General features: G+C 67.2%; 22 protein-coding genes, 3 tRNA genes and 2 pseudogenes. 13 read left to right on the forward strand and 14 right to left on the reverse strand.

Translation table 11 applies throughout. The features are described 5' to 3' along the window. Positions 1–9 precede the first annotated feature (9 nt). Positions 10–690 (forward strand): hypothetical protein, encoded by a 681-nt coding sequence (locus FB465_RS09755; protein ID WP_145789499.1) that lies wholly within the window; start codon positions 10–12, stop codon positions 688–690. Positions 691–761: 71 nt separating this feature from the next. Here the strand turns inward: FB465_RS09755 and FB465_RS09760 are convergent, their stop codons facing one another. Then, positions 762–2,531, reverse strand: coding sequence for a hypothetical protein (locus tag FB465_RS09760; RefSeq protein ID WP_145789501.1), 1,770 nt, complete (start codon positions 2,529–2,531; stop codon positions 762–764). A gap of 252 nt (positions 2,532–2,783) precedes the next feature. On the opposite strand from FB465_RS09760, the gene rplD reads away from it, so the two are divergent. The 4 genes and pseudogenes from rplD to FB465_RS09780 all read left to right on the forward strand — a co-directional run bounded on the left by rplD (position 2,784) and on the right by FB465_RS09780 (position 5,111). Further along, positions 2,784–3,302 (forward strand): 50S ribosomal protein L4, encoded by a 519-nt coding sequence (gene rplD / locus FB465_RS09765; RefSeq protein WP_145789502.1) that lies wholly within the window; start codon positions 2,784–2,786, stop codon positions 3,300–3,302. Continuing rightward, positions 3,302–3,619: pseudogene (gene rplW / locus FB465_RS09770) on the forward strand (50S ribosomal protein L23); the annotation flags it as partial. The gene rplD and the pseudogene rplW, both read left to right, overlap by 1 nt. Before the next feature lie 623 nt (positions 3,620–4,242). Next, on the forward strand, positions 4,243–4,638 hold the full coding sequence (locus FB465_RS09775; protein WP_145789504.1) for a hypothetical protein: 396 nt from the start codon (positions 4,243–4,245) through the stop codon (positions 4,636–4,638). Continuing rightward, the gene (locus FB465_RS09780) at positions 4,635–5,111 is read left to right on the forward strand and encodes a hypothetical protein (RefSeq protein ID WP_145789506.1); all 477 of its coding nucleotides are present in this window, start codon (positions 4,635–4,637) and stop codon (positions 5,109–5,111) included. Before FB465_RS09775 ends, FB465_RS09780 begins: the two co-directional genes overlap by 4 nt. Before the next feature lie 7 nt (positions 5,112–5,118). Here the strand turns inward: FB465_RS09780 and FB465_RS09785 are convergent, their stop codons facing one another. The 8 genes from FB465_RS09785 to FB465_RS35695 all read right to left on the reverse strand — a co-directional run bounded on the left by FB465_RS09785 (position 5,119) and on the right by FB465_RS35695 (position 12,346). Continuing rightward, positions 5,119–6,642: a phage terminase large subunit family protein gene (locus FB465_RS09785; RefSeq protein ID WP_170290539.1), complete on the reverse strand. Its 1,524-nt coding sequence runs from the start codon at positions 6,640–6,642 to the stop codon at positions 5,119–5,121. Beyond that, positions 6,639–7,178 carry a hypothetical protein gene (locus FB465_RS35685; protein WP_170290540.1) on the reverse strand — a complete coding sequence of 180 codons (540 nt, stop codon included), beginning with the start codon at positions 7,176–7,178 and terminating at the stop codon, positions 6,639–6,641. The genes FB465_RS09785 and FB465_RS35685 overlap by 4 nt, the downstream gene beginning before the upstream one ends. Positions 7,179–7,197: 19 nt before the next feature. Beyond that, positions 7,198–8,109 (reverse strand): ParB N-terminal domain-containing protein, encoded by a 912-nt coding sequence (locus FB465_RS09790; RefSeq protein WP_145789509.1) that lies wholly within the window; start codon positions 8,107–8,109, stop codon positions 7,198–7,200. Then, positions 8,106–9,446, reverse strand: coding sequence for a GAF domain-containing protein (locus FB465_RS09795; protein WP_145789511.1), 1,341 nt, complete (start codon positions 9,444–9,446; stop codon positions 8,106–8,108). Before FB465_RS09795 ends, FB465_RS09790 begins: the two co-directional genes overlap by 4 nt. A gap of 121 nt (positions 9,447–9,567) precedes the next feature. Next, positions 9,568–9,720 (reverse strand): hypothetical protein, encoded by a 153-nt coding sequence (locus FB465_RS35690; protein ID WP_170290541.1) that lies wholly within the window; start codon positions 9,718–9,720, stop codon positions 9,568–9,570. Then, positions 9,717–10,133: a DUF488 family protein gene (locus tag FB465_RS09800; RefSeq protein ID WP_145789513.1), complete on the reverse strand. Its 417-nt coding sequence runs from the start codon at positions 10,131–10,133 to the stop codon at positions 9,717–9,719. The genes FB465_RS35690 and FB465_RS09800 overlap by 4 nt, the downstream gene beginning before the upstream one ends. A gap of 182 nt (positions 10,134–10,315) precedes the next feature. Beyond that, positions 10,316–11,392: a ParB/RepB/Spo0J family partition protein gene (locus FB465_RS09805; protein ID WP_170290542.1), complete on the reverse strand. Its 1,077-nt coding sequence runs from the start codon at positions 11,390–11,392 to the stop codon at positions 10,316–10,318. Between the two features lie 777 nt (positions 11,393–12,169). Continuing rightward, positions 12,170–12,346: a hypothetical protein gene (locus FB465_RS35695; RefSeq protein WP_170290543.1), complete on the reverse strand. Its 177-nt coding sequence runs from the start codon at positions 12,344–12,346 to the stop codon at positions 12,170–12,172. Positions 12,347–12,578: 232 nt separating this feature from the next. On the opposite strand from FB465_RS35695, the gene FB465_RS09810 reads away from it, so the two are divergent. Both FB465_RS09810 and FB465_RS09815 read left to right on the forward strand, forming a co-directional pair. Then, positions 12,579–13,118: a hypothetical protein gene (locus FB465_RS09810; protein WP_145789516.1), complete on the forward strand. Its 540-nt coding sequence runs from the start codon at positions 12,579–12,581 to the stop codon at positions 13,116–13,118. Positions 13,119–13,124: 6 nt separating this feature from the next. Continuing rightward, on the forward strand, positions 13,125–13,880 hold the full coding sequence (locus tag FB465_RS09815) for a hypothetical protein (protein WP_145789517.1): 756 nt from the start codon (positions 13,125–13,127) through the stop codon (positions 13,878–13,880). A 19-nt stretch (positions 13,881–13,899) separates the two neighbouring features. Here FB465_RS09815 and FB465_RS09820 read toward each other — a convergent pair whose 3' ends face one another. Beyond that, the gene (locus FB465_RS09820) at positions 13,900–14,934 is read right to left on the reverse strand and encodes a recombinase family protein (RefSeq protein ID WP_145789519.1); all 1,035 of its coding nucleotides are present in this window, start codon (positions 14,932–14,934) and stop codon (positions 13,900–13,902) included. Between the two features lie 130 nt (positions 14,935–15,064). Next, positions 15,065–15,280 (reverse strand): DNA-binding protein, encoded by a 216-nt coding sequence (locus FB465_RS09825; RefSeq protein WP_246192595.1) that lies wholly within the window; start codon positions 15,278–15,280, stop codon positions 15,065–15,067. 210 nt (positions 15,281–15,490) lie between these two features. Here FB465_RS09825 and FB465_RS09830 point away from each other — a divergent pair, with 210 nt between their 5' ends. Next, positions 15,491–17,008 (forward strand): site-specific integrase, encoded by a 1,518-nt coding sequence (locus tag FB465_RS09830; RefSeq protein WP_145789522.1) that lies wholly within the window; start codon positions 15,491–15,493, stop codon positions 17,006–17,008. A 251-nt stretch (positions 17,009–17,259) separates the two neighbouring features. Here the strand turns inward: FB465_RS09830 and FB465_RS09835 are convergent. Continuing rightward, a tRNA-Ile gene (locus FB465_RS09835) sits at positions 17,260–17,333 on the reverse strand. 250 nt (positions 17,334–17,583) lie between these two features. On the opposite strand from FB465_RS09835, the gene FB465_RS09840 reads away from it, so the two are divergent. Further along, complete coding sequence (locus tag FB465_RS09840; RefSeq protein ID WP_246192596.1) at positions 17,584–18,396, forward strand: trypsin-like serine peptidase; 813 nt, start codon at positions 17,584–17,586, stop codon at positions 18,394–18,396. 117 nt (positions 18,397–18,513) lie between these two features. Continuing rightward, entirely contained in the window at positions 18,514–19,263 is a 750-nt protein-coding gene (locus tag FB465_RS09845; RefSeq protein WP_145789524.1) for a trypsin-like serine peptidase, read from the forward strand. An 84-nt stretch (positions 19,264–19,347) separates the two neighbouring features. Here FB465_RS09845 and FB465_RS09850 read toward each other — a convergent pair. Both FB465_RS09850 and FB465_RS09855 read right to left on the reverse strand, forming a co-directional pair. Continuing rightward, positions 19,348–19,420, reverse strand: a tRNA-Asn gene (locus tag FB465_RS09850). 42 nt (positions 19,421–19,462) lie between these two features. After that, positions 19,463–19,535: transfer RNA gene (locus tag FB465_RS09855), tRNA-Asn, on the reverse strand. A gap of 291 nt (positions 19,536–19,826) precedes the next feature. Here FB465_RS09855 and FB465_RS09860 point away from each other — a divergent pair. From FB465_RS09860 to FB465_RS09870, 3 genes and pseudogenes are all read left to right on the forward strand, one after another. Continuing rightward, positions 19,827–20,120 carry a hypothetical protein gene (locus tag FB465_RS09860; RefSeq protein ID WP_145789525.1) on the forward strand — a complete coding sequence of 98 codons (294 nt, stop codon included), beginning with the start codon at positions 19,827–19,829 and terminating at the stop codon, positions 20,118–20,120. 105 nt (positions 20,121–20,225) lie between these two features. Beyond that, positions 20,226–21,659, forward strand: coding sequence for an FGGY family carbohydrate kinase (locus tag FB465_RS09865; protein WP_145789527.1), 1,434 nt, complete (start codon positions 20,226–20,228; stop codon positions 21,657–21,659). A 79-nt stretch (positions 21,660–21,738) separates the two neighbouring features. After that, positions 21,739–22,581: pseudogene (locus tag FB465_RS09870) on the forward strand (pyridoxal-dependent decarboxylase); the annotation flags it as partial. Positions 22,582–22,595 lie beyond the last annotated feature (14 nt).

Here is a 22,595-nt window from a genome sequence, read left to right on the forward strand (position 1 = left end):
ATTAGGGAAGTGGCTGAGATGACGGACGATATCGAAAAAAATGACCAACATGAGCCTCCTCCAGAGTCGCAACCTGACTCCCCAGCCATCCCGATGAGTTCCAGCCCGGATGGCACCACGGCCCCCGATGAGTCCCCAGGGGCGGGTCAGGTCGAAGAGGTCACTCCGTTGTCTACGATGGAAGAAGCCGGATTCCGCCAGCTACTTGCCGATACAGAATTCCGTGAATTTCTTGCCAGTCTCGCCGGCGCCGGCCGGGCCGCAAGCGACACTCTCCTCACTTGGAGCCAGCGCCGAGACGAGAGCAAGCAGGCTCGCGCCCTAATCGATCGAGGCAGACAGCAAGCCGAAACTGAGTTTGAGCTCAAGCGTCGGGAGCTCGAACAGAAGGCGGATATCGCCAAGGCGGATCAAGAGCGCCAGGCAAGTATAGCTAGGGCAGATCAAGAACACCGGGAAATGATGTTCAATTTGGACCTGAAGCGGGCGGAGTTTGAGGCTAGGATCAAGTATACCGACAACCGAACACGTGGCATCGTGCTTTACTTGGTCGTCGCAGCCCTTGTCCTAATGCCGGTCTACGCCATGAGTACAGCTGGGGTATCTCCTCAGGAATTCGCTCAGTATATCGCACCCATAACCGGCATTGCGGGAACAGTACTTGGGTATTGGTTCGGCCGGCAAAGATGATCGGACTAGTACTCCAGCGGTATGTCACCATCACCACTGGGTGCTAAGCCCGCCAACCCGGCAGGCAGAATCTACGGCTCAGCCCTACCTGGGCCCGACACCATGGGGATCTCCGTCCCCGCGTCCGGCATGCCTAGGTACCTCCGCACCGCGCCATTGTCGCCAGTAGCGTCGGCGAGCCGGGCCGCAGCGTCAAAGGAGCGGGCCTGGATGCGCGGTACTTCCTCCGCGGCGTCCTCGATTGGGTAGCCGGCGTCCATGAGCATCCGGACGCCGGTCTCCAGGGAGAGCACTCCGGCCTCGGTAGCCTTGACCACCTCGTCCAGTACGGCCGCTCTGTCCGTCGGCGTGTGCGGGCCCCAGGCAATGCGGGCGACAGCAGTCTCGCCACCCGGCCAGCCCTCGGCCTGCCCCGCCTGGAACAGCCGCTGAACGAAGCGAAGCAGCAGCTTGTACTTGTGCTCGCGGGCGAGCCGCATCGACGCAACAAGGGAGTCCAGCGGACCAAGGGCAAGCTGGAGCGTGTAGCCCGACGGCACGTTGGACGGGTCGAGCGTGCCGAGGCCAGCGGCCGTAAGCCTGGACGATGACGCGATACGGTCCATCAAGTGCTCACTGCGTGCACGAAGTTCGGCCAGCTGGGGCGAGGTGTCGAGCGCATCCATCCGGCCGCTCTCGCCGAGCTGCCACACCGCACCGGCGCGCACCTCAACCGGTACTGGGAGGCCCGTCGTACGGTCCCGGGGCAGCTGCGCACCGGCCAGGCCGATGATCGGCGTGCCCGTCGTGGCGCTCGCCGACGCGGCATCTGAGTCCGTAGCCGCCAGCTCGTCCAGCCCCTGGAGAACCTTCCCAAGGATGGACTGACCCCAGCGGTCACCGGCGTGCGGGATGGAGTTGGTCAGGTGGATAACCGGGATGAAGTCGATCCGCAGGTCCAGCCGGTCGAGGACTTGCCCGTCGGGGCGGGTACGAAACCGAGCCTTGGCCCGAGGCAGGTTGTAGACGGACTGGCCGCGCCGCAGATCGTCCAGGTTCCACTCGGCGTCGGTCAGGTAGCAGGTCACCGCCGACAGCCGCTCCTGATCCCACAGGTAGGCACGCACGAGCCGACCGCTCTGGTCGATCATGTCGCCAGCAGCCGGGACCAGATGGCCGCCCGTTCCAGGGTCGGCGGCCTCAATTGGACCGATCTCCCAGGTGATCCGTCGCACCCTGGCCTTCAGGCCCTGCTCTGGTACCTCCGGGAGTTCCCATGCGAGGTGGACACGGGCCGGGAACTCGGTGTCCTCGTCGTCGTCCCACTGCGGGAAGTAGAAGCCTGGGTCGTAGCTGCGCAGCGTCGGCCGCCCCTTGGCAGGCTCCCACGCCAGCACGTACACCGCGTCGCCGCTAAGAACTGCTGTGCGTTCCGCTTGCTGCATGCGAAGGGCCAGTAGCTCGTCCTCCGCCCACTGCCTCAACCGGGCCTGCGCGGCGGCTGCCTCGGCTGCTCCCTGCGGCGGCTGATCGTCTTCCGCGTGCTCGGCGCCAGGTACGACGATGTGCTGCTCGGAGCCAAGCAGGTAGCCAAGCGCGGTGTCCACCAACTTTGCCGCGTCGCCGAGCTCGCGCCGCTCCAGCGCGGAGTCGTCGCCAGCGGCTGCAGTGAGCTGGCCGGCCTGGTTCGAGTCGTAGGCTGCGAGCAGCTTGTATGCGGCGAGCCGACGGAGGTCATCCTCGGGCAGCCAGGCGGCAGCCAGCTCAGGGAAGGCGCCGACACCTGGGCGCCGGGGGTCGTTCATCGCGCCCTTGTAGTTCAGCCAGCTCCAGGCGTCGATCACGAGGGAGTGCAGGCCCACAGTGCTCCTCCAGACAGTCGGCCCCACGCCGGCCAGTAGCTTACGGCTCGCAAGTGCCTCTGTCTGGGTGGAATTGCCCACTCGCTAAGCCCATCGCGGTCCTCCAACGTGCGACTGGATGTGATGCGAGGTGAAGATGGAAATGGTGCGTTGCTGGCTCGCCACGCCGCGACGTGTGGCTCCGCGCTGCTACCGACGAGCAGCGATATCCCTTGGCGTGAGTGGCGGCTCAGCGGAAGGACTTACCCATAGATGGGCACCAGCACCCGGTTCGCGGCGGATCAAGCTTCGAAGAAGGCGGGCACTACGGCTGTTGACATCCTGTCGCCCTCGGGCGACAAGGCCGGCAGCGTTACGCTGCCCGCTGAGATCTTCGACGCCAAGGTCAGCATCCCGCTGATGCACCAGGTCGTCGTCGCTCAGCTCGCTGCCGCCCGCCAGGGCACCCACAAGACCAAGACCCGCAGCGAGGTCCGCGGCGGCGGCAAGAAGCCGTACCGCCAGAAGGGCACCGGCCGCGCCCGTCAGGGCTCGACCCGTGCGCCGCAGTTCGCCGGTGGTGGCGTCGTGCACGGTCCCGTGCCGCGCGACTACTCGCAGCGAACCCCGAAGAAGATGATCGCCGCCGCCCTGCGCGGTGCGCTCACCGACGTGCTCGTCTCCGACGACGTGGTCTTCACCCAGGCTGCTTTCGAGCGTTTCGTGGCGGGTCCCGCCGCGTCCGCCAAGGCTGTGGCCGCTGAGGGCGAGCTCGAAGGGAGCGCCGCCTGATGGCTGCAGAGATCACGAGCAAGACGTTCATGGACCCCCGTGACGTCCTGATCAAGCCGGTCATCTCCGAGAAGAGCTACAGCCTTCTCGACGAGAACAAGTACACGTTCGTCGTGTCGCCGGGTGCCAACAAGACCCAGATCAAGCAGGCCGTCGAGGCGGTCTTCTCGGTCAAGGTCGAGGCTGTCAACACGCTCAACCGTCGGGGCAAGCGCAAGCGGTCCAAGACGGGCTTTGGCAAGCGCATGGACACCAAGCGCGCCATCGTGACGCTGGCCGAGGGTAACCGCATCGACATCTTCGGTGGTCCGGTCTCGGCCGGTCCGTCACCATCCGCCAAGGCTGTTGCCGCTGTGGGCGAGCTCGAGGGGAGAATCGAGATCGAGGAGAGCACCATGCCCGCCACACTCAAGAAACAGTCACTTACTCCTCGAACTACCGCATATTCTTCAAAGAAATCCGACGGCGATTTCGTATCGGTTGGGAGATTTGAGGATTGCTATTCATTCCTATGGTCAACGAGCTACGGCACCGAACTGATCGCGCACATTATCGACCAAACAATTATTGGCGAAGCAAGAGTGCGCCCCAGCTCCGCCATTGTTTTACTTGTCGGGGCCGATGAACACAGGCAGCTAAACCCCGAAACACTACTTGACCTCACCAAAAAGAACCCTGAATCTATCCTATTTGCCCGGCTCAATTTCCCCCGGCTGGCAATCACCTGGGAAACCTCAAGGCACCTAGAGGGCGGGGGCAGGATTCCGAGCCAACTGGGGATAATTGCAGAAGCATTTGATGCGTCGAGCCTAAAGAGCCTTTTATTTCGCACAGGCACCAAGGCAATTTCACAGTTTGCCGAGCTAATTACCGATGACGCCGCAAAACTGCTGCAACGATTCCCTCGCGTAAGACTGCTGAACACTGAGGGTTGGTTCACATGACGGTAACTGCAAAGTCGTCGAAGCTCTATGAAGTTCAGACCGCAACCGAGATCGACTGCAGCGGAACGTCGATGAAAGCCGGGAATACATGCCTGCATCATGTATTCTTGACAAACTACGCCGCAATCGAGGTGGGCGTGACGCTCAGTGCCCTATGTGACGGCGTTGGGCCACTTCACTTTACAGCCGGAAAGCAATGGGGCAAGGGATTGGACATCCCGCCATATGTGGGCAACCGTCCGCCGGTGCACGTTAAGGAGGAGATCAGCCACGGCGGAGCCCCGGCAGCCCCCTCCGGGTATCAAAAGGTCAAGGTTAAAGTTTCTACACCTGCGGCGCAGATATTTAGCGAAATTTATGCAGATCTTATCCTGCGAGTGGAATGTACATGAGCCCGGAGGACACCTCATCATTAGCCGCAGCTGCATCTTTCGCAGCCGGTTTAGCCCTAAACATCAGCGGATCTGTTTGGTCGGGGATAGCAAGCACGCGGGCTTCTGGGTGGGAGCGGCAGCGACTTTCTCAGCTGTCTGACGATGACATCTCAAAACTTCCCGTTAGCCTTCAGCCGCCATCACTCAAGCATCTAGTTGGCTGGGGCATCGATATGGCCACAGCCTTCGGGGTAGTAGTTTCCCCCATCATCGGATTCGCCGTCTCTGCCTTTACCTTCACGTGGCGCTCCGCCTTTGTTTGCAGCTTCTCGCTCATTATCGGCCTGCTGCTATTTCTTTGGGTTTACTTCCGGGGCAACCCCAGCCAATATGAAGCCCAAAAGCAGAAGCGCGGAAAGGATATTATCTTGGTTGTCGGATCTCTCGCTAATCTAGTCGGCGTTGTCTACTTCGCGATCCAGGGTATTTGACCTCTGCTTAACGCCGGCCGGCGAGCCGCTTGTCATCCTGAGAGCGCGGCACCGGCATAGTCGGGTCGAGGAACAGGTCCCACAGCGCCCAGACCATCGAGTCGAGCTGGTCCGGCGAGTCCTCGGTCTCGCCTTGGCCGACGAACGTCGTCATCTGCTCCTCGAGTTCGGCGAACAGCCGGGCGGCACCGACATGGTGGACGCGGGACTGCTCGTAGAGCTGCGCCACCGGGGCGGCTCGGGCTCGCTTGCCTCGGGTGGCGTGAACGATCCGCCAGCTGACGCGCGGGTCGACTTCCTGTAGGAGGGCAGGGAGGTAGTCGCCGCCGTTGTTGGCCTCGATCACGACGCAGTCGGCCTGGTACTCGTGGTACAGCTCGGCGGCACGGCGCATCGCGGCGGTGGGCGTGAACCGGTCCTGCTCGGCGTGCAGGACGTACCCGCGGGGCCGGTTGTCGCCGTAGGCGGTGGTGAGCGGCCAGCCCCGGCCAGCCACGGTGAAGGCGGTGTGGTCGGCGTTCTCGTGGCTCTTGGTGGCCGGGTCCACGGCGACAACGACCCGTTCCATGTCGGGAAGGTTCTCCCTGTGCTGCCGGAACCCTTCGACCTCCAGCATCCAGCCCTGCCACAGCGCGCCTTCGACGTCTTCGAGCAGCTCGCCGGACAGCTCCTGTCGGCCGAGTCGCGTGCCGGCGTACTGCTCGTCCAGCTCTGCTCGGGCGGCCGGGGACAGGTTGGCGTCGTTGTCGCGCATGTGCCCTCGGGTGAGCACGACGCGCGGGGCGTCTCCGCCCTCCTGGTGGCGCTGCTCCTGGCGTCGGCCACGCTCGACCAGGCGCTTGATGTGCGGCAGCGGCTTGGGCGTGGTCGAGATCAGCATCTGCGGGGTGTCCGCCTCGCGCAGGCAGAACCACAGCATGTCGTAGACGTCCTGCGCGGTGTTCCGAGACCAGGCTGCGTACTCGTCGCACCATGCCTTGTCGAACGCCCAGCCGCGCAGGTTGTCCGGCGTCTCCGCGCCGAATCCCCTGATAACGGTGCCGTTGCGCAGTCGGATCGTGGTCTCGCCGAGGCTGGAGTTGTACCGGGCGATGTCCTCGGCCGGGATGATCGCCAGTAGGCCCGACTTCGGGGAGTCGAAGCAGATGTCCCTCACGAGCGTCGCGTTCTTGGCGACCACGGCGATCTGCAGTCCGGGGGTCTTGGCCCACTCCTTCACCGTCTCGGCGGCCGTGCGGGTCTTGCCCCAGCCTCGGCCGGTCAGCAGCATCCAGACCGTCCACGCCCACACCGGAACGCGCTGGGAGTCGCGGGCGTGGTTGTGGAGCCAACCGGCGTGGGGAAGACCATCGCAGTCGGGCCGGTCACATGCCCAGCGACGCCGCGACATGTCGTCGGCGCGAACCAGGGCTGCAACTTCGGCTTGCAACTGTTGGAGGCTCATCACCGACGGGTTGGCGAAGGCCTCGACTCCTCGACGACGGGACCAGCCGGTCCGCCCACCGGTGGGCTTCCGGGGGCGGGGGCTCATGGGGTGTCCTCCTCCGTGGTGATGCGGCGCTCGAGTTCGCGGCGCAGCTGGTCCATGCGGGCGCGGCGCTCCTCGTCGGTGAGCTCGGCGACATCGAGGGCTTCGGTGTCGGGGTCGTCCGGCAGCCAGGCTGGTTCCTCTCCGACGGCACGGCGTTCGATGTCGGCGGCCACCTGGAAGTAGCGCAGGAGGTCGCTGGGTGACAGCTCGCTGGGGCTGAGGGTCTGGAGGCGGGCGACGGCCTTGGAGAGGAACGCCTGCGCGAGGCGGGCGTGCCGGCGGGCCAGGTCGCGGCGAGCCTGGCGCTGCTCGGCGAGGAAGACGCGGTCCTGCTCGCGGTCCCATGAGGTGGCTCGGAGCACCCAGGCGTACGAGCGTGACCAGCGGTCCATGAGGCTGCCGGACTTACCCAACTCCCGCGCTACTTTCGCTGTACTCCGCGCGGGCCCCATGTCGCGATATTTGGCGAACGCCTCGAACGCCTGGGCCGACTCGCCTTCCTGCCGCTCCCAGGGCTCGGCCGTGTTCGCGGCCACCGCTCACCTCCTGGTCGCTCTACTGGGGTTCGGCTGCGCCGGGGTCGGCGGCGAGGATGTCGAGGGCTCGCCATGGCTCGGCTTCGGGCACGCTGCCGTCCTTGACGAGGCGGTTGATCGCGCGGCGTAGCGCGGCGGCGGTCTCCACCGGCAGGTCACGGACTCCGAGGACGCTCTCGACAGGTGCGGTGCCGCCCCGCGTCGGCTCCCCCGTGGTGGCGTCGAACCAGCCGTCGGCCAGCTCTGCCAGGTGGCGTTCGAACACGGCGAGGATGACGCCGAGGGCGGTCGCGCTGTTGCCGATCTTGTAGGCGGCGCGGGAGGTCTCCAGGGCGTCGAGCATCGGCTCGTACTGGGTGAGGCCGGCCAGCCAGCGGGCGTCGGCGCTGGCTGTTGAGCGGGCCGCGTCGAAGGCGGCTTCGGCGCGCTCCAGCTCATCGGGCAGGAACATGATCTGGACACTCGCGAAGTCCAGGTTCGCTTCGCCGAGCCCCGTGACGTCCACCTTCTCCAGGAGGTCGAGCGCCTTGTCGTCCAGGCCGGTGTACTGCCGCCACTCGACGGACTCCAGCTCGTCGTACAGCTCCTTGAGGATCGCCGGGTCGTCCTGGCCGGTGATCGCGTTGTGGGACAGCTGTAGGGCGATCTGGCGCTGCCTGGGCAACGGCTCGGTGATCTCCAACCAGCCGATCGTTCGCAGGTCGGCTTCGATGCTCGCGAGCGTGCGGTGGTTGCCGGACAGGACGATTCGTCGCCCGCTGGTGGCGTCGTTCCACACGAGCGGGGTGGAGGTGAGGCAGCCGTCCCTCTTGATGTTCTCGACCAGCTGCCGGAACTGCTCGTGCGGCATGAAGCGGGCGTTGATGTCGAGAAGGGTCAGCTCTCGGGGGTCGCCCTCGACGTAGGTGGGCGGGGTGAGATGGTCCGTCACGGCGCGGTCTCCGGGGTGTTGGTGGTGGGGGTGCCCCACTTCTTGGTCCAGGTGGCGAAGGCGGTGGCGAGGTCGTGGCCGCCCATCGGGCCCTGGTATTGGAGTTGGAACTTCCAGGCGTCGTCGGTCGCGGGGCTGCGCTTGGTGAGCTTGAGGAGACCGCGGTACTTCATAGACACGGGGTTGTTGCTGAACGCGGTGGTGGCGACGGCGCGGACCCGGCGGGAGAAGGCGCGCTGGCACAGGAGCTGTGCTTCCTGGCTGGTGGCGGCTAGGACGATCAGCTTGGACAGACGGGGGTAGCTGGTGGGTGCCACGGCAAAGTCCGAGAGAAGGTAGACCTCGTCGGGCGTGTAGCTGCTGGGCGACATCGCGAACACGCCGATGACTCGGCCGCCGGCCTTGACCGCGACCGCGAGGTTCGCGGCGCCTGGAGCGATGTGAGGGTTGAGGTACCGGGACCGGAGCGCGTTGAACTGACCCGGCTTGAGGAGTGAGAGGGTCAGGGGGCTTTCGATCTGCTCGCCCTGACGAAGGCGGGGGACTGTGACCGGCTCGATCGGCTGGCGGGGAGCGACGATCCGGGTCCGGGCCTTCGAGGCATAGACGTAGAACGGTGCAGCGCGAGGAGTCGCCTTGATGACTCCCCGCAGGTGTGGGCGCAGCTCCTCGACGTCGTGGTTGGACGCGGTGAGCCAGTACGGCCGGTCGGTGATGGCGCCGAGCACGCTCACCACGTCGTCGTCGGACAGGGGCGCGTACTCGGGGGCATCCCAGTCGAAGTGGGTGTTGAGCGGCTCGTACAGCTTTTCGTAGCCTCCGCCGTAGAAGGGAGGGAAGCTGCACACGGGGGCGTCGCTGGGGACCGTCTGGAGCCAGGACCGGACGTCTTCGGCCTGGTAGGAGGCAAGTTGGAGTTCGGTGCGAGACAGCTTCTCGATGGTCTCGGTGTGCTTGGTCTCCCATTGGTCGCGGTAGGAACGCACGACGCGCTGATGCCAGAGGCCGTCGCGGTCAACGGACGCGAGGAAGCGTGTGCCGAGCATGAGGGTTGCGACGGTGCCCACGCCATCGTCCATGGACTCTGCGAGCCACCCGAGCTGGTCGTGGGACTCCTCGCGCAGTCGGATGCCGGCGGGCTGGCCGGTGAGCCATCGTCCGATCGCAGTGGTGTAGATGGACACGTCGGACGAGTGGAGCGCGAAGCCCATGCTCGCCAGCGACCGTTCGATGGTGAAGTTGCCGCAGCAGGGGATGTAGACCGGCCCCTGCGGCCACTGCTGCGCGGTCTCGCGGACGATGGAGCGCATCGGGCCGGGGATGGTGCCCTGGAACATGCCGAGCCTCCTGGGTGGGTGGACGTGAAAGCGCCCGGTCCGGGAGGGCGGGTCCGGACCGGGCGCTGTGCTGGAACCTAGCACACTTCATCGATTCAACATCGAAGCGTGCAACCTATCTTCAAGCAGCCTCAGGGGCTACTTCAGGGAGCGGCATGGTCCCGAACCGATCCACGTCGGAGGCGACCAGGAACGACTCCTGCCGCGCCGCCACCTCGGGCTCGTAGCCGAAGTCCTCGGGCGTCATCCGCAGCCAGTTCGGCTGCTCGCTCACAGGAGCGTCCCCTGCTCGTACGGGCTCGGCCCGGCCATCGGGCCCAGTTCCCTTACCGGGTCGCCGGTGGTCTCGCTCCACCAGTCGGCGAAGATCCGGCGGTGGCACCACAGCTCCGGCTTGGCGAGGTCTTCGAAGCACAGGAGCACCAGGCGGTGATCGCCGGCCTGCTGGGCGATGCCCCCAAGGCGTTCGGCGATCTGGCCAGCACCCAGCCTGGTGAGGTCCGCCCGGTAGGCCGCCGCGAACGCGGGCCGAGGGCTGTTGAAGTACGCCGCTGCCGGAGCCAGCTCCGGCACGGTGTGAGTGAGCTGGTAGGGGAGCTTGAACCTCGGCGCCCCCCTGGTGATCCGCACTGGAGTCCCCTGAACGGGGCGGAACATCTGGAACCGCGCGGTGAACAATGTCAGCATCTCGCCGACCCTTCCTTTCTGGCCCGTGGGAGGTGGAGTCCCGCCGCCATATGGGCGGCCGACTCAATCAGCCATCCCACACATGCAATATTCGCCAGCGAGTCCTGCGGGAATTCCCTGGCATTTTCGAACCGTCACAGCCGGGGAGGGCGGGCGGCCAGCAGCCGCCCGCCCTCCCGATGTCACGCCTTGACCGGCTCAGCGGGCTTGGCGGGCGCCTTGGTGCCAGGCGCCTGCGGCTTCGGGGCCGGAGCTGCCAGCTTGCGGACCCGAGGCGCCACGGACTTGGGAGCGTTGGCCCTGGCCGCAGCCTGCGCGGGGGCCTCAGGCTCCTGCTTGGCGATGTCGGCCGCAGTGGCCTTACGGGCCGTCGCCGCCACCGTCTCCCTGGCTTCGGCGAGACCGTTCGCCTGGCGCAGGATCCGGCGCGCGAGGGTGGCCCGGTTGACCAGCCTGTCGATCTCGCGCACGTACCGGCCGAGCTCGGTCCCGAGGATCGTCGCCAGGTCCTCCGGCTTGTGCTTGGTCAGCTCCTCCAGGAGGGGCAGGATCGCCTCGACCCTGGTGAGCTTGTCCGCCGCCTTCGCCTTCTCCTTCTTCCTCTTCTCCTGATCCTCGACCGACGGGGCCTCCTCGGTGATCAGCGAGGTCTGCTGCTCGGCCATGCGCAGCCCCTGGGCAAAGTTGGCTGCGTCGGCCTCGCTGTCGAAGTCGCCGCGCACGTAACGGTTGGCGACGATGATCTGGTGCTGCGGGCTGCACTGGGCGATGTGCCACGCCAGGTTGGGCTTGATCTTCTTCTCGTCCACCATCGTGGCGACCTCGGGGCGCAGGGTGAGCAGGCCGAGCCGCCACTTGATGTGGGTCTCGCTCTTCCCGAACTTGTCCGCGATCTTCTTGGCGTCCCAGCCGAGGGCAGCCAGGTCGGCGTACGCACCGGCCTCCTCCAGGATGGTCATGTCCGCGCGCACCACGTTCTCGGTGATGGCGAGGATGTACGCCTCCTGGTCGTCCATGTTCTCGATGACCCGCGCAGGAACGGAGGTCAGGCCCGCATCCTGGGCGGCGCGCCAGCGGCGCTCGCCCATGACGAGCATGTAGGGAGCCCCCTGCCCCTCGACCGGGCGGACGGCGACGGCCTGCAGAACGCCGACCTGCTTGATCGACTGGACCAGCTCCTGGTGCTTCTCCGCGTCGAAGAACTTGCGCGGCTGCTCGGGGTTCGCAGTGATCTGGTCGAGCTCGATCTGCTTGAACATTTTCTGCCCTTTCCGCCAGCCCCGGACTTTCCGGTGGCTTTCAATTTCTTGATACTTATATCTTAATCGCATTCACCTCTAATGCAAATAATTGCCTCGAATTAATTCGGGAATTCAATTGCCGTAAATTCCGGCGGCTTTCGACATTCGCCAACCTCGGCGTGCCGGCGATACGCCTCAGCTGCGCCGACGACGACACAGCAGCAGGCCGGGCACACCCGGCTCCAGGGCTCGGGCGGCCGAGGAAAGGCCGGGCGGGGGTAGTCAGCGACCACCAGTCGACCTCCTTCGGCGGCAGAGTGCGGCATCCAGCGCAGCCCGGTGAGCCTCAGCGTCAGGGTCCGGACCCGGGAGGTCCGTCACTTGGGGACGGGATGCCGGCGGGGGGCCAGCAGGGTGCGCCTCGGCGAGCAGCCGGGACAGGGGGCCGTATCGCTCGGCGATCAGACGGGAGTACAAGTCAAAGTCGGCAGTTTCAGCCGGTGAAGCAACCACGGCGCCCCTCGCGCGTCTACCTAGACGAAGGCCCGCCCCGCGAACGAGTCGGGGGCGGGCCTGGTTCGGACACAGCGGCAGATCTCAAGCCGACCCGCGATTTCGCGGTGACTCCTCGCGGGCGGGGCGCGGGGGGTCGACCGCCCGCGAGGAGAGCTTGGTGATGCTTGGCGCTGCACGTGCTGGGTGCGGGACTCCTGCGGCTGCAGTGCCCGATCAGCCCAATGAAGCTAACACAACGGGATCAACCGTGTCACCTATCTTTGTTGGCGCGGAAAGCGCCTACGGCGCCTCGACGCGCTCCTCACTGTCGACTTCGCCCACGACTGCGATCGCGAGCGCCGCCAGGACCTGCTCCGCCTGTTTGCGGACTCCCACGCCGCCACACCCCCCACGCCGAAGCACGTTCGGCGGCTCGGCTGCGAGCGCAGTGATGCGCCCGGCGTCCAACTCGACCACGAGACAACCTCCCCCTGATCGCCGGCGCCCCCGCACGGACACCGGCAGCATTCAGCGCGGCGCGGACCTCACGATCCCGCCACACGTCCCTCCCGGAAGTAAGGATCTTGCGCCCCGCGTGATTTAAGTGTCAAGTAGATCCCATAAGGTTGTCGTACAGGGACGATCGGGCGCCAAAGGGGGACAGAGGCGCGCCGCTCATGGGCAATGGGGCCAGTGTGGGGGACGGATCATGACAGGTGCTCAAACGCCGGAGGGGGATGGGCCGACACTCGCCGGCAAGCTCCAACTGCTGCTGAGGCTTCGCCGGGAACCCGACGGCCACATCCCGAGCGCACGGGACATCTCGAACCGGTCGACCGCTCCCGGCTACCTGCGCCCCGCGATCTCACACACGCAGGTCAACGACCTGATAAACGGCAAGAACACCAACCCCACGTCGGCTACGCTCACCGCACTTGCCAGGGCGTTCGAGGCTCCGGCTGCCTACCTGCTGCCCGGCTGCAAAGACCTGCCGGCGCTCGAGGTCTTCGAGAGCCAGCCCTTGGCACGGACCGCGGTCCGGTTGATGCAGGACCTCGAAGTAGAGGACATCACTGAAGTCATAGAAACGGTGAAGGCGATCCGGCGCAGGCGCGGCCTGGCCGACTCCGTAGCCGAGATCCCGGTACCGCCTGCCGGTGTCGATCAACCACGCCAAGGCCGGCCTCGGCGCCGGCTTAGCTTCGCTGAGGCCGCACAGAGGGCGGCCGAGGACCTGGAAGGATTGTGAACCCCCGTGGACGGGCTCATCTTCGGCGTCTGCTCCCTGGCGACAGCGATCGGGGCGGCGATCTGCTTTCGCTATGCCTACCGACTGCGTGACCAGCCCACCTACCGGGTGGCTCGGTGGTCGCGAGCCTTGGCGGTCGTCGTGTGCTTCATCGGATCGCTGACCGCCGTCCCTGTGGTTGCCGACGTCTTCAACAGGGCCACGGGGGTGGGAAACGGGGCAAAGTTGGTGGCGCACCTGTGCGCCGTCCTGTTCTGCGCATGCCTTCAAATCATGATCGTCGACTGGATGTACGAGAAGCCGTACGTCTCCAGCGGGGTGTGGGCTCGCGTCGTGCTCGTGGCCAGCGTCGTCACCGCGCTGACGTTCCAGTTCAGGACAGCGAACGATCCTGGCCTCCCGTTCACCACGGACAGTGCTCACAACCTGCCCATCGTGGCGTACCTGCTGACCTACCTTGGCTTCCTTGCCATCGCGGGCCTGGAGATCTCCGTACTGTCAGCGGGGATGGCCGTCCACTCGTGGCGTGACCGCCAGATGGCGGCAGTCGGACTGACCCTGGTCGCACTCGGCGGAGCGTCCTGCGTCGCCTACAGCATCAGCAAGGGCGGATACCTGATCGCCGTTCAGGTATCTCACCCTTGGGCACTGGGGACTGAGCAGGCTGTCTCGTCGCCCCTGGCCGGCGTCGGTGTCCTCTTCGTCGTGATCGGACTCTGCGTCACCATCGCGGGCAGCCGCCGAGCCGTCGTACGCCGCTGACACCGGAACTGCCCGGCGCTCACTCTGCGCGCCGGGCGGCTTCCTGGTCCCATTGCCGCCACCTCAGGGCGACCCTGTCGCCGTCCACGGTCCGCGACCCCCTACCGGCGGGGTAGAGCGCCACCCTCTCCAACATCGCGCCAACCAGGGCCTTCTGCGACCGCAAGGGCGCGTGACCCCACCAGCGAATCAGGTCGGGCACCTCGGCCCGGGGCAGCAAGGCGAGCTGCTCGATGAAGGTCAGGCGGCTGGAGTCCCGCCGGATCTGTGCATCCAGCTCCTGTTCAGCAGCCCTCAACTGGCGCAGAAGCTCATTGTTGGCCGCCTCGACCTGGGCGACCGGCCCCTCGGCATCGGGAGCGGTTCTGCGTGCGACCTGCTCCGACTGCCCGTAGCGCGTCGAGAGCAGTCGACGGGCCTTCTTGTTCTCGGCGAGCCGCCTCCGCAAGGGCTTGGCCTCCGCCTCGATGCTTTCTCGGGCCGACTCAACTACGGCCCGCACCTCCGGCTTCATGAGCTCCGCGAGAACGTGCTCAGCCACGTACGCCTCACCGAGGTCCGCGTTGAGCCGCACCTTGCCGCAACCTCCTGGGTGCTGCCGAGTGCTGGGCATGCAGCGATACCCGCGCGCCCCACTGTTGGACGGTGAGGCGCCAATCGGCATTCCGCACAGTCCGCAGACGGAATCGGCGGACAGTTCGCCGGTAAGGAGGTAGTCCCTGTCGTCGGAGCGTCCTTCGGCTGGCCGCTTCGAAGCGTTCAGCCGCTCCAGATCCTCGAACACCTCGCGCGTGATTGCGCCCAGACCGCCGGTCTCAACCAGCGTGCCGTCATCCTCCCGCACCAGTCCTGCGACGGCCGGGTTGGCCAAGATCTCCGCAAGACGTGCTGGCCGCCAGAGCTTCCCCATCGTCGTCAGGTGCCCTTCGGCGGCCATCCAGTCCGTGATGGCCGGGTAGGGCTGTTCTGCGAGGCGGCGACTGGCTGCAACGCGCAGCACAGCCGCCTCCTGCTCGACCAGGCGCGTCCGCGCCGCGTCGGCGAATCCGTACATCCTCGGCATGTCTGCCCTTCCACGCCCCGTTGCCGACCCCGGCAGGACAACCCTTGCTAGACAAAGTTAGGTGACACTATTGCAATGGGGCAAACGAAGGAAGAGGACAAACCGTGACGGTTCACGACGTTCAGGCCGGTGAATCTTGCGTGTGCACCTCAACACCGAGCACCCGCCGCAGCGAAGCTGTCGGCACCTTGTAGGTCTCTCCGAGGGTGAGCAGCCTCACCGGGAACTGCCCCAACTTGATCAACTCGTACGCCTTGTTGACGCCGATACCTAGTGCGCGCGCCGCCGTCGGCACGCTTACCGCCGTGGGCAAAGCGAGCAGTTCTTCCTCGCTCATGCCCTGCGATGTGGCCCTCGACTGTCCAGCGTTCGTCGCGCTGATGTCAGCCATCACATACCGCCGTTGTCTCCCCCACGCCAGCGTCCTCGCAGCATACAGACGTGTCTTACAGCCCGCACAGCATTGTGAGGGTCAGTGATCAAGAGACGCAACGCGGGCCATCTCAAGGGCTGGCGGGCGAACGGGTGACGTAAGGGGACACTGCGGGTGTTCGAGGAGAAGACCTACAAGCGATGCGCCTGCCGGGGGCCGATGGTGCACAAGAGCGGGCCCAACAAGGGCAAGCCGGTCCTCCTCCCAGACGGGACACAGAAGATCGGGTATCTGGAGACCAGCTGCCCACAGCTCAAGAAGCGGACGCACGGCAGCTGGACCTATGCCATCGAGCTACCTGCGAAACCGGGGGAAAAGCGGCAGCGCGCGAAGGAGGGCGGCTTCGCCACCCAGAAAGAGGCCGCCGACAAGTGCGCCGAAGTCTGGGCACAGGCCCAGGTCGGCGTCGACGTGCTGTCCAAGGAGACCTTCGGCGAGTACATGGACCGCTGGATCGACGGCAAGTCAGACCTCGCGCGGAGCACTGTCGACCCGTACACACGGCACATTCGCCTCTACATCAAGCCCTCGATGGGACACGTGCTGCGGAAGGACATACGCAAGCATCACCTCGACGCCATGTTCGGCTGGATCAACGACGAGAACGAGCAGCGAGCCGTGCACCGAGCCCTCGTCGAGGCCCTCGCAGAGGACTGCGAAGCCAAGCGCCGTGCCTGGCACGCAGCACCGAAACACGAACGTGCCGAGGTCCGACAGGTGTGGCACGAAGCCAGGGACCAGTTGAAGACAGAACGGCGACAGCTCAAGCGGATCACCGACATCCCCACCCAGCACAAGATCAAGGCCACCCTGTCGTCCGCGATGAACGACGCGGTCGCCGCGCTCGAAATGACTCGCAACTGGGCCGCTCTTGTCACCCTCCCGAGCATCAAGCCGCCCCGACCCATCGTGTGGACGCCGCAGCGCGTCGCGCGCTGGCGCGAGACCGGAGAAGTCCCCAGCCCGGTAATGATCTGGACTCCCCAGCTCGCCGGCCAGTTCCTCGACAGGTACGTAGATGACGCCCTCTTCGATCTCTGGCACTTCAAGGCGTTCAGGGGACCTCGCCGCGGAGAGTGCTGCGCCCTACCCTGGAGCGAAGTCGACCTCGACAACCTGTCCGTGACGATTAGCCAGCAGGTCGTCTCCGTCGCTTACAAGGTCTACGGCGAAGACCCGAAGGCCGACAGCGAGCGGACCATCTCCATCGACCAGGAGAACGCAGCTCTGTTCCGGCTCCGCAAGCTTCGCCAAGCGGCCGACAAGGCTCGCTGCCTCGCCGCCGGGAAGGCGTGGATCGACAGTGGCCTCGTCTTCACGAAAGAGGACGGCGAGGGCTACCACCCGGACTACCTGACCGCGCGGTTCAAGCGGCTGGTGGAGAAGGCTGACCTGCCGCCGACCCGCCTGCATGACCTTCGTCACCTCGCGGCATCCCTGGCACGGCTTGCTGGCGTCGACATGAAGGGCATCCAGGTACAGCTCGGCCACTCGTCCTTCCAGATCACGGCCGACACTTACACCAGCGTCCTGCCCCAGCTGGAACAAGCCGCAGCAGAGGCCACCCTCGCAACCGTCCCGCGCACCACGCGGATCACCGAAGCCGCTGGGAACGAACTCGTCGCGGCGTAGTACTTTGCGCAGACACGCCGAAGGGCCCGCAGGTAGCTACCTGCGGGCCCTCATCGTTCCCAGCACGCCTAGCACACTGGGCCACAGAGGCCTTCGTCAAAACGATGTTCCCAGCATGTTCCCAGACGGGTGAAACCCGGCGTGGCGAAGAGGCTCCGCGTCGCCTTGTGGGCTACTGTTCTCGTCAGTAATGCAGGCGTTTCCGCAGGTCAGAGGCGATATATCTGATGATCTGCTGAGACTTGCCGAGGTGGGGCGGGTGGGACTCGAACCCACGACCAAGGGATTATGAGTCCCCTGCTCTAACCGGCTGAGCTACCGCCCCGGTTCGCCGCGCAGCCGGGCCGACCCGGCCGGTGCAGCAGCAGACGGCCCCTCAGGGCCGTCCCCGGCAGCATAGCCGGTCGATCAGCTCCGGTGCGCGCCGGGGGCGCATCCGAGGAGGCCGGCGAGCCCCTCTCCCCGTCCGGGCCAGCCGCTGTGGCGGTGCCCGACACCTCCGGGTGAGGCTGGAAGCCCGATGGACCCGGCGGTCGAGTTCCAGGGCGGTGACGGTGCGCGGACGGAGCAGGTGGGTGATCACGGCGGCGGCCCTCGCCCTGACGGCGGCGACCGGCTGCGGATCCTCTTCGGGTACGTCGACCGGCAGCCCCACCACCAGCCGGAGCTCCCCCGCCCACGGCTGGACCAAGGACCGCATCCTCGCCGCGGTCGCCAAGCACGTCGGCACCACCCGTACCGCCAAGCCCACCGTCCTCAACGGCCTGGTCGGCGCGGTCTTCACCCACAACTCGGACGGCGACCACTTCTGCACCGCCAGCGTCGTCGACAGCGCCGGGCAGAATCTGATCATCACCGCCGCGCACTGCGTCTACGACCCGTTGACGGGCCAGCACGGCGATCTGGTGTTCGTCCCCGGCTACCGCAACGGCGAGACGCCGAGCGGCGTCTGGCCGCTCGTCTCGATCACCGTCGACCAGAGCTGGAAGGACCACGGCAACCAGGACATGGACGTCGCCTTCGCGATCGTCCAGCGGCAGAACGGCCGGCAGGTCCAGCAGGTGCTCGGCGCGAACAAGCTCGGCACCGGCAAGGGGTACCAGCTGCCGGTGAAGGTGACGGGCTACCCGAGCAGCGGCGAGGTCCCGATCACCTGCAGCAACCGGACCACCGAGCAGAGCCCCACCCAGCTGCGCATCGACTGCCCCGACTACACCGGCGGCACCAGCGGCAGCCCGTGGATCACCGACTTCGACCCGAGCACCCGCACGGGCACCGTGGTCGGCGTGATCGGCGGCTACCAGCAGGGCGGGGACACCGCGGACACCTCGTACAGCAGCTACTTCGGTGACCAGGTCCAGGCGCTCTACGACCGGGCCACAGGTTGAGCCCCGTCCGACAAGATCGGCCGGGCAGGGCCTGGCGCACCCGGCGTCCCGCCTGGTAGATCTTGGTTCCGGGCCCGCCCTGCGGAGGCGGCACTGCGGGAGAAGAGAGACCACCGGATGGCACGCGTACGGCACCTCGGCGCTCTGGCCGCTGCGCTGCTGGCCGTCTCACCGCTCGCCGTCACGGCCTGCGCACCCGGCTCCGGGCAGGCGGACAACACGCCGTCCTCCCGCCCCGCTCCGCCCGACGGCAGGAGCGACCGGATCGGCGCGCTCTTCGTGGGCGCCCTCGACGGCCCCCGGGCCTGCACCGCCAGCATCGTCGACAGCCCGCGCCGCAATCTGCTGGTGACCGCCGCCCACTGCGTCTACACCTCCACCCTCGGCCGGCTGGACAACCTGGTGTTCGCCCCGGGCTTCCGCGACGGCCGGGCCCCGTACGGCAGTTGGCCGCTCACCTCGATCACCGTCGACCCCCGCTGGACGGAGAGCGAGGACCCCGAGTACGACGTCGCCTTCCTCACCGTCGACGCGGTGGAGGGCCGGCAGATCGAGGACGTGCTCGGCGGCAACCCGCTCGGCACCGACCAGGGCTTCGGCCTGCCGGTCTCCGTCACCGGCTACCCGAACGAGAGTCAGGTACCGATCACCTGTGCCGGCCGGACCAGCCAGTTCAGCGCCACCCAGGAGCGCTTCGACTGCCTCGGCTACACCAACGGCACCAGCGGCAGCCCCTGGCTCACCGGGACGGGCAAGGTGGTGGGCGTGATCGGCGGCTACCAGCAGGGCGGGGACACCGACCGGACCTCGTACAGCATCACCTTCGACGGCCGGGTCACCGAGCTGTACCGGAAGGCCACCGCCTAGGGCCGGCGGGCCCGGAAAACACGAAGGCCCTCCGGCGACCGGAGGGCCTTCGCTCTGCGCTACTCACCTGAACTGCCGGTGAAGCTCCCCCAATTGGACTCGAACCAATAACCTGCCGATTAACAGTCGGCTGCTCTGCCAATTGAGCTATGGGGGATCGCTCACGCGGTGCAGGACGGGCCTTACCAGCCTGTCCGCGCTCCCGCATTTGGACTCGAACCAAAAACCTGCCGGTTAACAGCCGGCTGCTCTGCCAATTGAGCTATGCGGGATTGAGCTTCCGCCTGGGCCCCGGATCCTCCCGGGCCTTCGGCGCTCGCTGCGGGACATACATTAGCGCACTCAGGGGGGTGGTCCGCCAATCGCTTTCCCCTTCCCCGTCCCTCCGGCCCGACCCCCGACCCTCTCGGCGCGCCCGGCGCGCGACGGCCGGGGCGGGCGGGGATGCTGGTGGCACGGCGGGGCACGGCCGGCCCGGACCCGCCACCGCCCGGGCGGTTCACCGCCGGGCAGGACGGGTAGGGCAACGCGGTGGAGACCGCAAGGAAGGGTGGAAGCCGAGCATGTGGAAGCTGACCTTGATCGTGGGAGTCGGGATCGGGTACGTCCTGGGCGCCCGGGCCGGCCGGCAGCGCTACGAGCAGATCGCCAAGACCGCCCGCCAGATCGCCGAGAACCCCCGGGTGCAGGACGCCGCCGGCAAGGCCAAGCACCAGGCGGGCGCGGTGGCCGGAAAGGCCGCGGGCGCGGTGGCCGACAAGGTCGGCGACAAGCTGCCGAACGCGCTGACCGACCGGGTCTCGTACTTCAACCGCCAGCACGCCGAGGACGACAGTTGGGGCACGGTCCGTCCGTGACCCCGGCGGGCCGGCCGGGACGCGGGGAGTACTCACCAGTACCGAGTGGGCAACACTTGTGTCGCCCGGCTCCATCCCGGCCACCCGCTGAGGCATGATCTCGATATGGCCATCGTCGCGGGCATCGACAGCTCGACCACTCGCACCAGGATCGTCGCGTGCGACGCCGACACCGGCGCCGTGCTGCGCGACGGCAAGGCACCCCATCCGCTGCCCGAGGGCGCCGACGGCCGGACCACCGAGGTCGACCCGCAGGCCTGGCTGCACTCGCTCGGCGACGCGGCCACCGGCGGCCTGCTGGAGGGCGTCCGGGCGATCGGCGTCTCCGCCCAGCAGCACGGTCTGATCGGGCTGGACGCGGGCGGGGTCCTGGTCCGCCCGGCGCTGCTGTGGAACGACCCGCGCTCGGCGGGCGCCGCCGCCGCCCTGATCGACGCGCTCGGCGGCCCGGAGCCGTGGGTCCAGGCGATCGGCTCCGTCCCCGCCCCGACGTACACCATCGCCAAGCTGCGCTGGCTGGCCGAGTACGAGCCCGCCTCGGCGAAGCGGATCGCCGAGGTGCTGCTGCCGCACGACTGGCTGGTCTGGCAGCTGCTCGGCCACCCCAAGCGCCGGACCACCGACCGCGGCGACGCCTCCGGCACGGGCTACTGGTCGCCGGTCACCGGCGAGTACCGCCAGGACCTGGTGAAGCTCGCGCTCGGCCACGAGCTGCGGCTTCCGGACGTGCTCGGCCCCTCCGAGCCCGCCGGGCACACCCCCGAGGGCCTGCTGATCTCCGCCGGTACCGGTGACAACATGGCGGCCGCGCTGGGCCTCGGGCTCGGCCCCGGCGACGCGGTGGTCTCGATCGGCGGCAACGGCACCATCTTCGCGGTGCACGACCAGGCCGTGGTCGACACCTCCGGCGCCATCTCCTCGTTCGCCGACGCGACCGGCCACCACCTCCCGATGGTCGGCACCCTCAACGCCGCCCAGGTGCTGCGCTCGATGGCCGGCCTGCTGGGCTGCGACCTGGCCGGGCTGAGCGAGCTGGCCCTCCAGTCCTCCCCCGGCGCGTACGGGCTGGTGCTGCTCCCGTACCTGGACGGCGAGCGGACGCCCAAGCTGCCGCACGCGGCGGGCACCCTGACGGGCCTGCGGGCCGAGTCGATGGCCCCTCAGCACCTCGCGAGGGCCGCCGTCGAGGGCATGCTCTGCAATGTCGCGGACGCCCTGGACGTGCTGCGCACCAAGGGCGTCACGGTGCGCCGGGTCTTCCTGCTGGGCGCGGCCGGGCGGCTGCCCGCCGTACGGGAGATCGCGCCGCTGCTGTTCGGCCTCCCCGTGGTGATACCGCCGGCCGGCGACTACGCCTCGCGTGGTGCGGCCCGGCAGGCCGCCTGGGCGCTGGCCGGCACCGCCGAGCCGCCGCAGTGGGAGCTGCCCGAGGCCGTGACCATCACCCCCGACCAGGAGCACGACCTCGCCGTCGGCAAGGCGGTGCGCCAGCAGTTCGCCACCGTACGGGAGCAGGTGCACCCGGAGACCAAGGCCTGAACGGCGCTCTGGGAATGCGTCACCGGGCGACCGGTGGCAGCGTGGGACATCCGTGAGGTGAGCGAAGGGATGTCCGGACATGGCGCTGCATCAGGGAACGGGCGGGGACCGCCGGCTGGCTCTCAATCCGCTGCTGGCAGCTGCGGAGGCGATGGCCCTGGCCCCGCCGGTGCACCGGCTCGCGGACGGCCCGATCCTGGCCACCACCGCGTACCGGCTGATCCACGACGAGCTCATGCTGGACGGCAACGCCAAGCTCAACCTGGCCACCTTCGTCACCACCTCGATGGAGGAGGAGGCCGACCGGCTGATGGCCGAGTGCTTCGACAAGAACATGATCGACAAGGACGAGTACCCGCAGACGGCCGAACTGGAGCGGCGCTGCGTGTCGATGCTCGCCGACCTCTGGCACGTCCCCGATCCGGAATCGGCGGTGGGCTGCTCGACCACCGGGTCCAGCGAGGCGTGCATGCTGGCCGGGCTCGCGCTCAAGCGGCGCTGGATGCGGCGCAACCCCGAGCGGTACGCGGCGGGCGCCCGCCCCAACCTGGTGATGGGCGTGAACGTGCAGGTCTGCTGGGACAAGTTCTGCAACTTCTGGGAGGTCGAGCCGAGGCTGGCGCCGATGGAGGGCGAGCGCTTCCACCTGGGCGCCGAGCAGGCGGTGGCCCTCTGCGACGAGAACACCATCGGCGTGGTCGGGATCCTCGGCTCGACCTTCGACGGCTCCTACGAGCCGATCGCGGAGATCTGTGCGGCCCTGGACGAGCTGCAGCAGCGCACGGGCCTCGACGTGCCGGTGCACGTCGACGGGGCGTCAGGGGCGATGGTTGCGCCCTTCATCGACCCCGACCTGCTCTGGGACTTCCGGCTGCCCCGGGTCTCCTCGATCAACACCTCCGGCCACAAGTTCGGTCTCTTGTTACGTAAACGGGG

It is taken from the genome of Kitasatospora atroaurantiaca, from assembly GCF_007828955.1.
GTDB lineage: Bacteria > Actinomycetota > Actinomycetes > Streptomycetales > Streptomycetaceae > Kitasatospora > Kitasatospora atroaurantiaca.

What these genes read in the sequence shown, in the direction of transcription:
- rplD (WP_145789502.1), top strand. Translation starts at nt 2,784, where the DNA reads ATGGGCACCAGCACCCGGTTCGCGGCGGATCAAGCTTCGAAGAAGGCG.
- FB465_RS09775 (WP_145789504.1), top strand. Translation starts at nt 4,243, where the DNA reads ATGACGGTAACTGCAAAGTCGTCGAAGCTCTATGAAGTTCAGACCGCA.
- FB465_RS09780 (WP_145789506.1), top strand. Translation starts at nt 4,635, where the DNA reads ATGAGCCCGGAGGACACCTCATCATTAGCCGCAGCTGCATCTTTCGCA.
- FB465_RS09785 (WP_170290539.1), bottom strand. Translation starts at nt 6,642, where the DNA reads ATGAGCCCCCGCCCCCGGAAGCCCACCGGTGGGCGGACCGGCTGGTCC.
- FB465_RS09795 (WP_145789511.1), bottom strand. Translation starts at nt 9,446, where the DNA reads ATGTTCCAGGGCACCATCCCCGGCCCGATGCGCTCCATCGTCCGCGAG.
- FB465_RS09800 (WP_145789513.1), bottom strand. Translation starts at nt 10,133, where the DNA reads ATGCTGACATTGTTCACCGCGCGGTTCCAGATGTTCCGCCCCGTTCAG.
- FB465_RS09805 (WP_170290542.1), bottom strand. Translation starts at nt 11,392, where the DNA reads ATGTTCAAGCAGATCGAGCTCGACCAGATCACTGCGAACCCCGAGCAG.
- FB465_RS09810 (WP_145789516.1), top strand. Translation starts at nt 12,579, where the DNA reads ATGACAGGTGCTCAAACGCCGGAGGGGGATGGGCCGACACTCGCCGGC.
- FB465_RS09820 (WP_145789519.1), bottom strand. Translation starts at nt 14,934, where the DNA reads ATGTACGGATTCGCCGACGCGGCGCGGACGCGCCTGGTCGAGCAGGAG.
- FB465_RS09825 (WP_246192595.1), bottom strand. Translation starts at nt 15,280, where the DNA reads ATGAGCGAGGAAGAACTGCTCGCTTTGCCCACGGCGGTAAGCGTGCCG.
- FB465_RS09845 (WP_145789524.1), top strand. Translation starts at nt 18,514, where the DNA reads ATGGCACGCGTACGGCACCTCGGCGCTCTGGCCGCTGCGCTGCTGGCC.
- FB465_RS09860 (WP_145789525.1), top strand. Translation starts at nt 19,827, where the DNA reads ATGTGGAAGCTGACCTTGATCGTGGGAGTCGGGATCGGGTACGTCCTG.
- FB465_RS09865 (WP_145789527.1), top strand. Translation starts at nt 20,226, where the DNA reads ATGGCCATCGTCGCGGGCATCGACAGCTCGACCACTCGCACCAGGATC.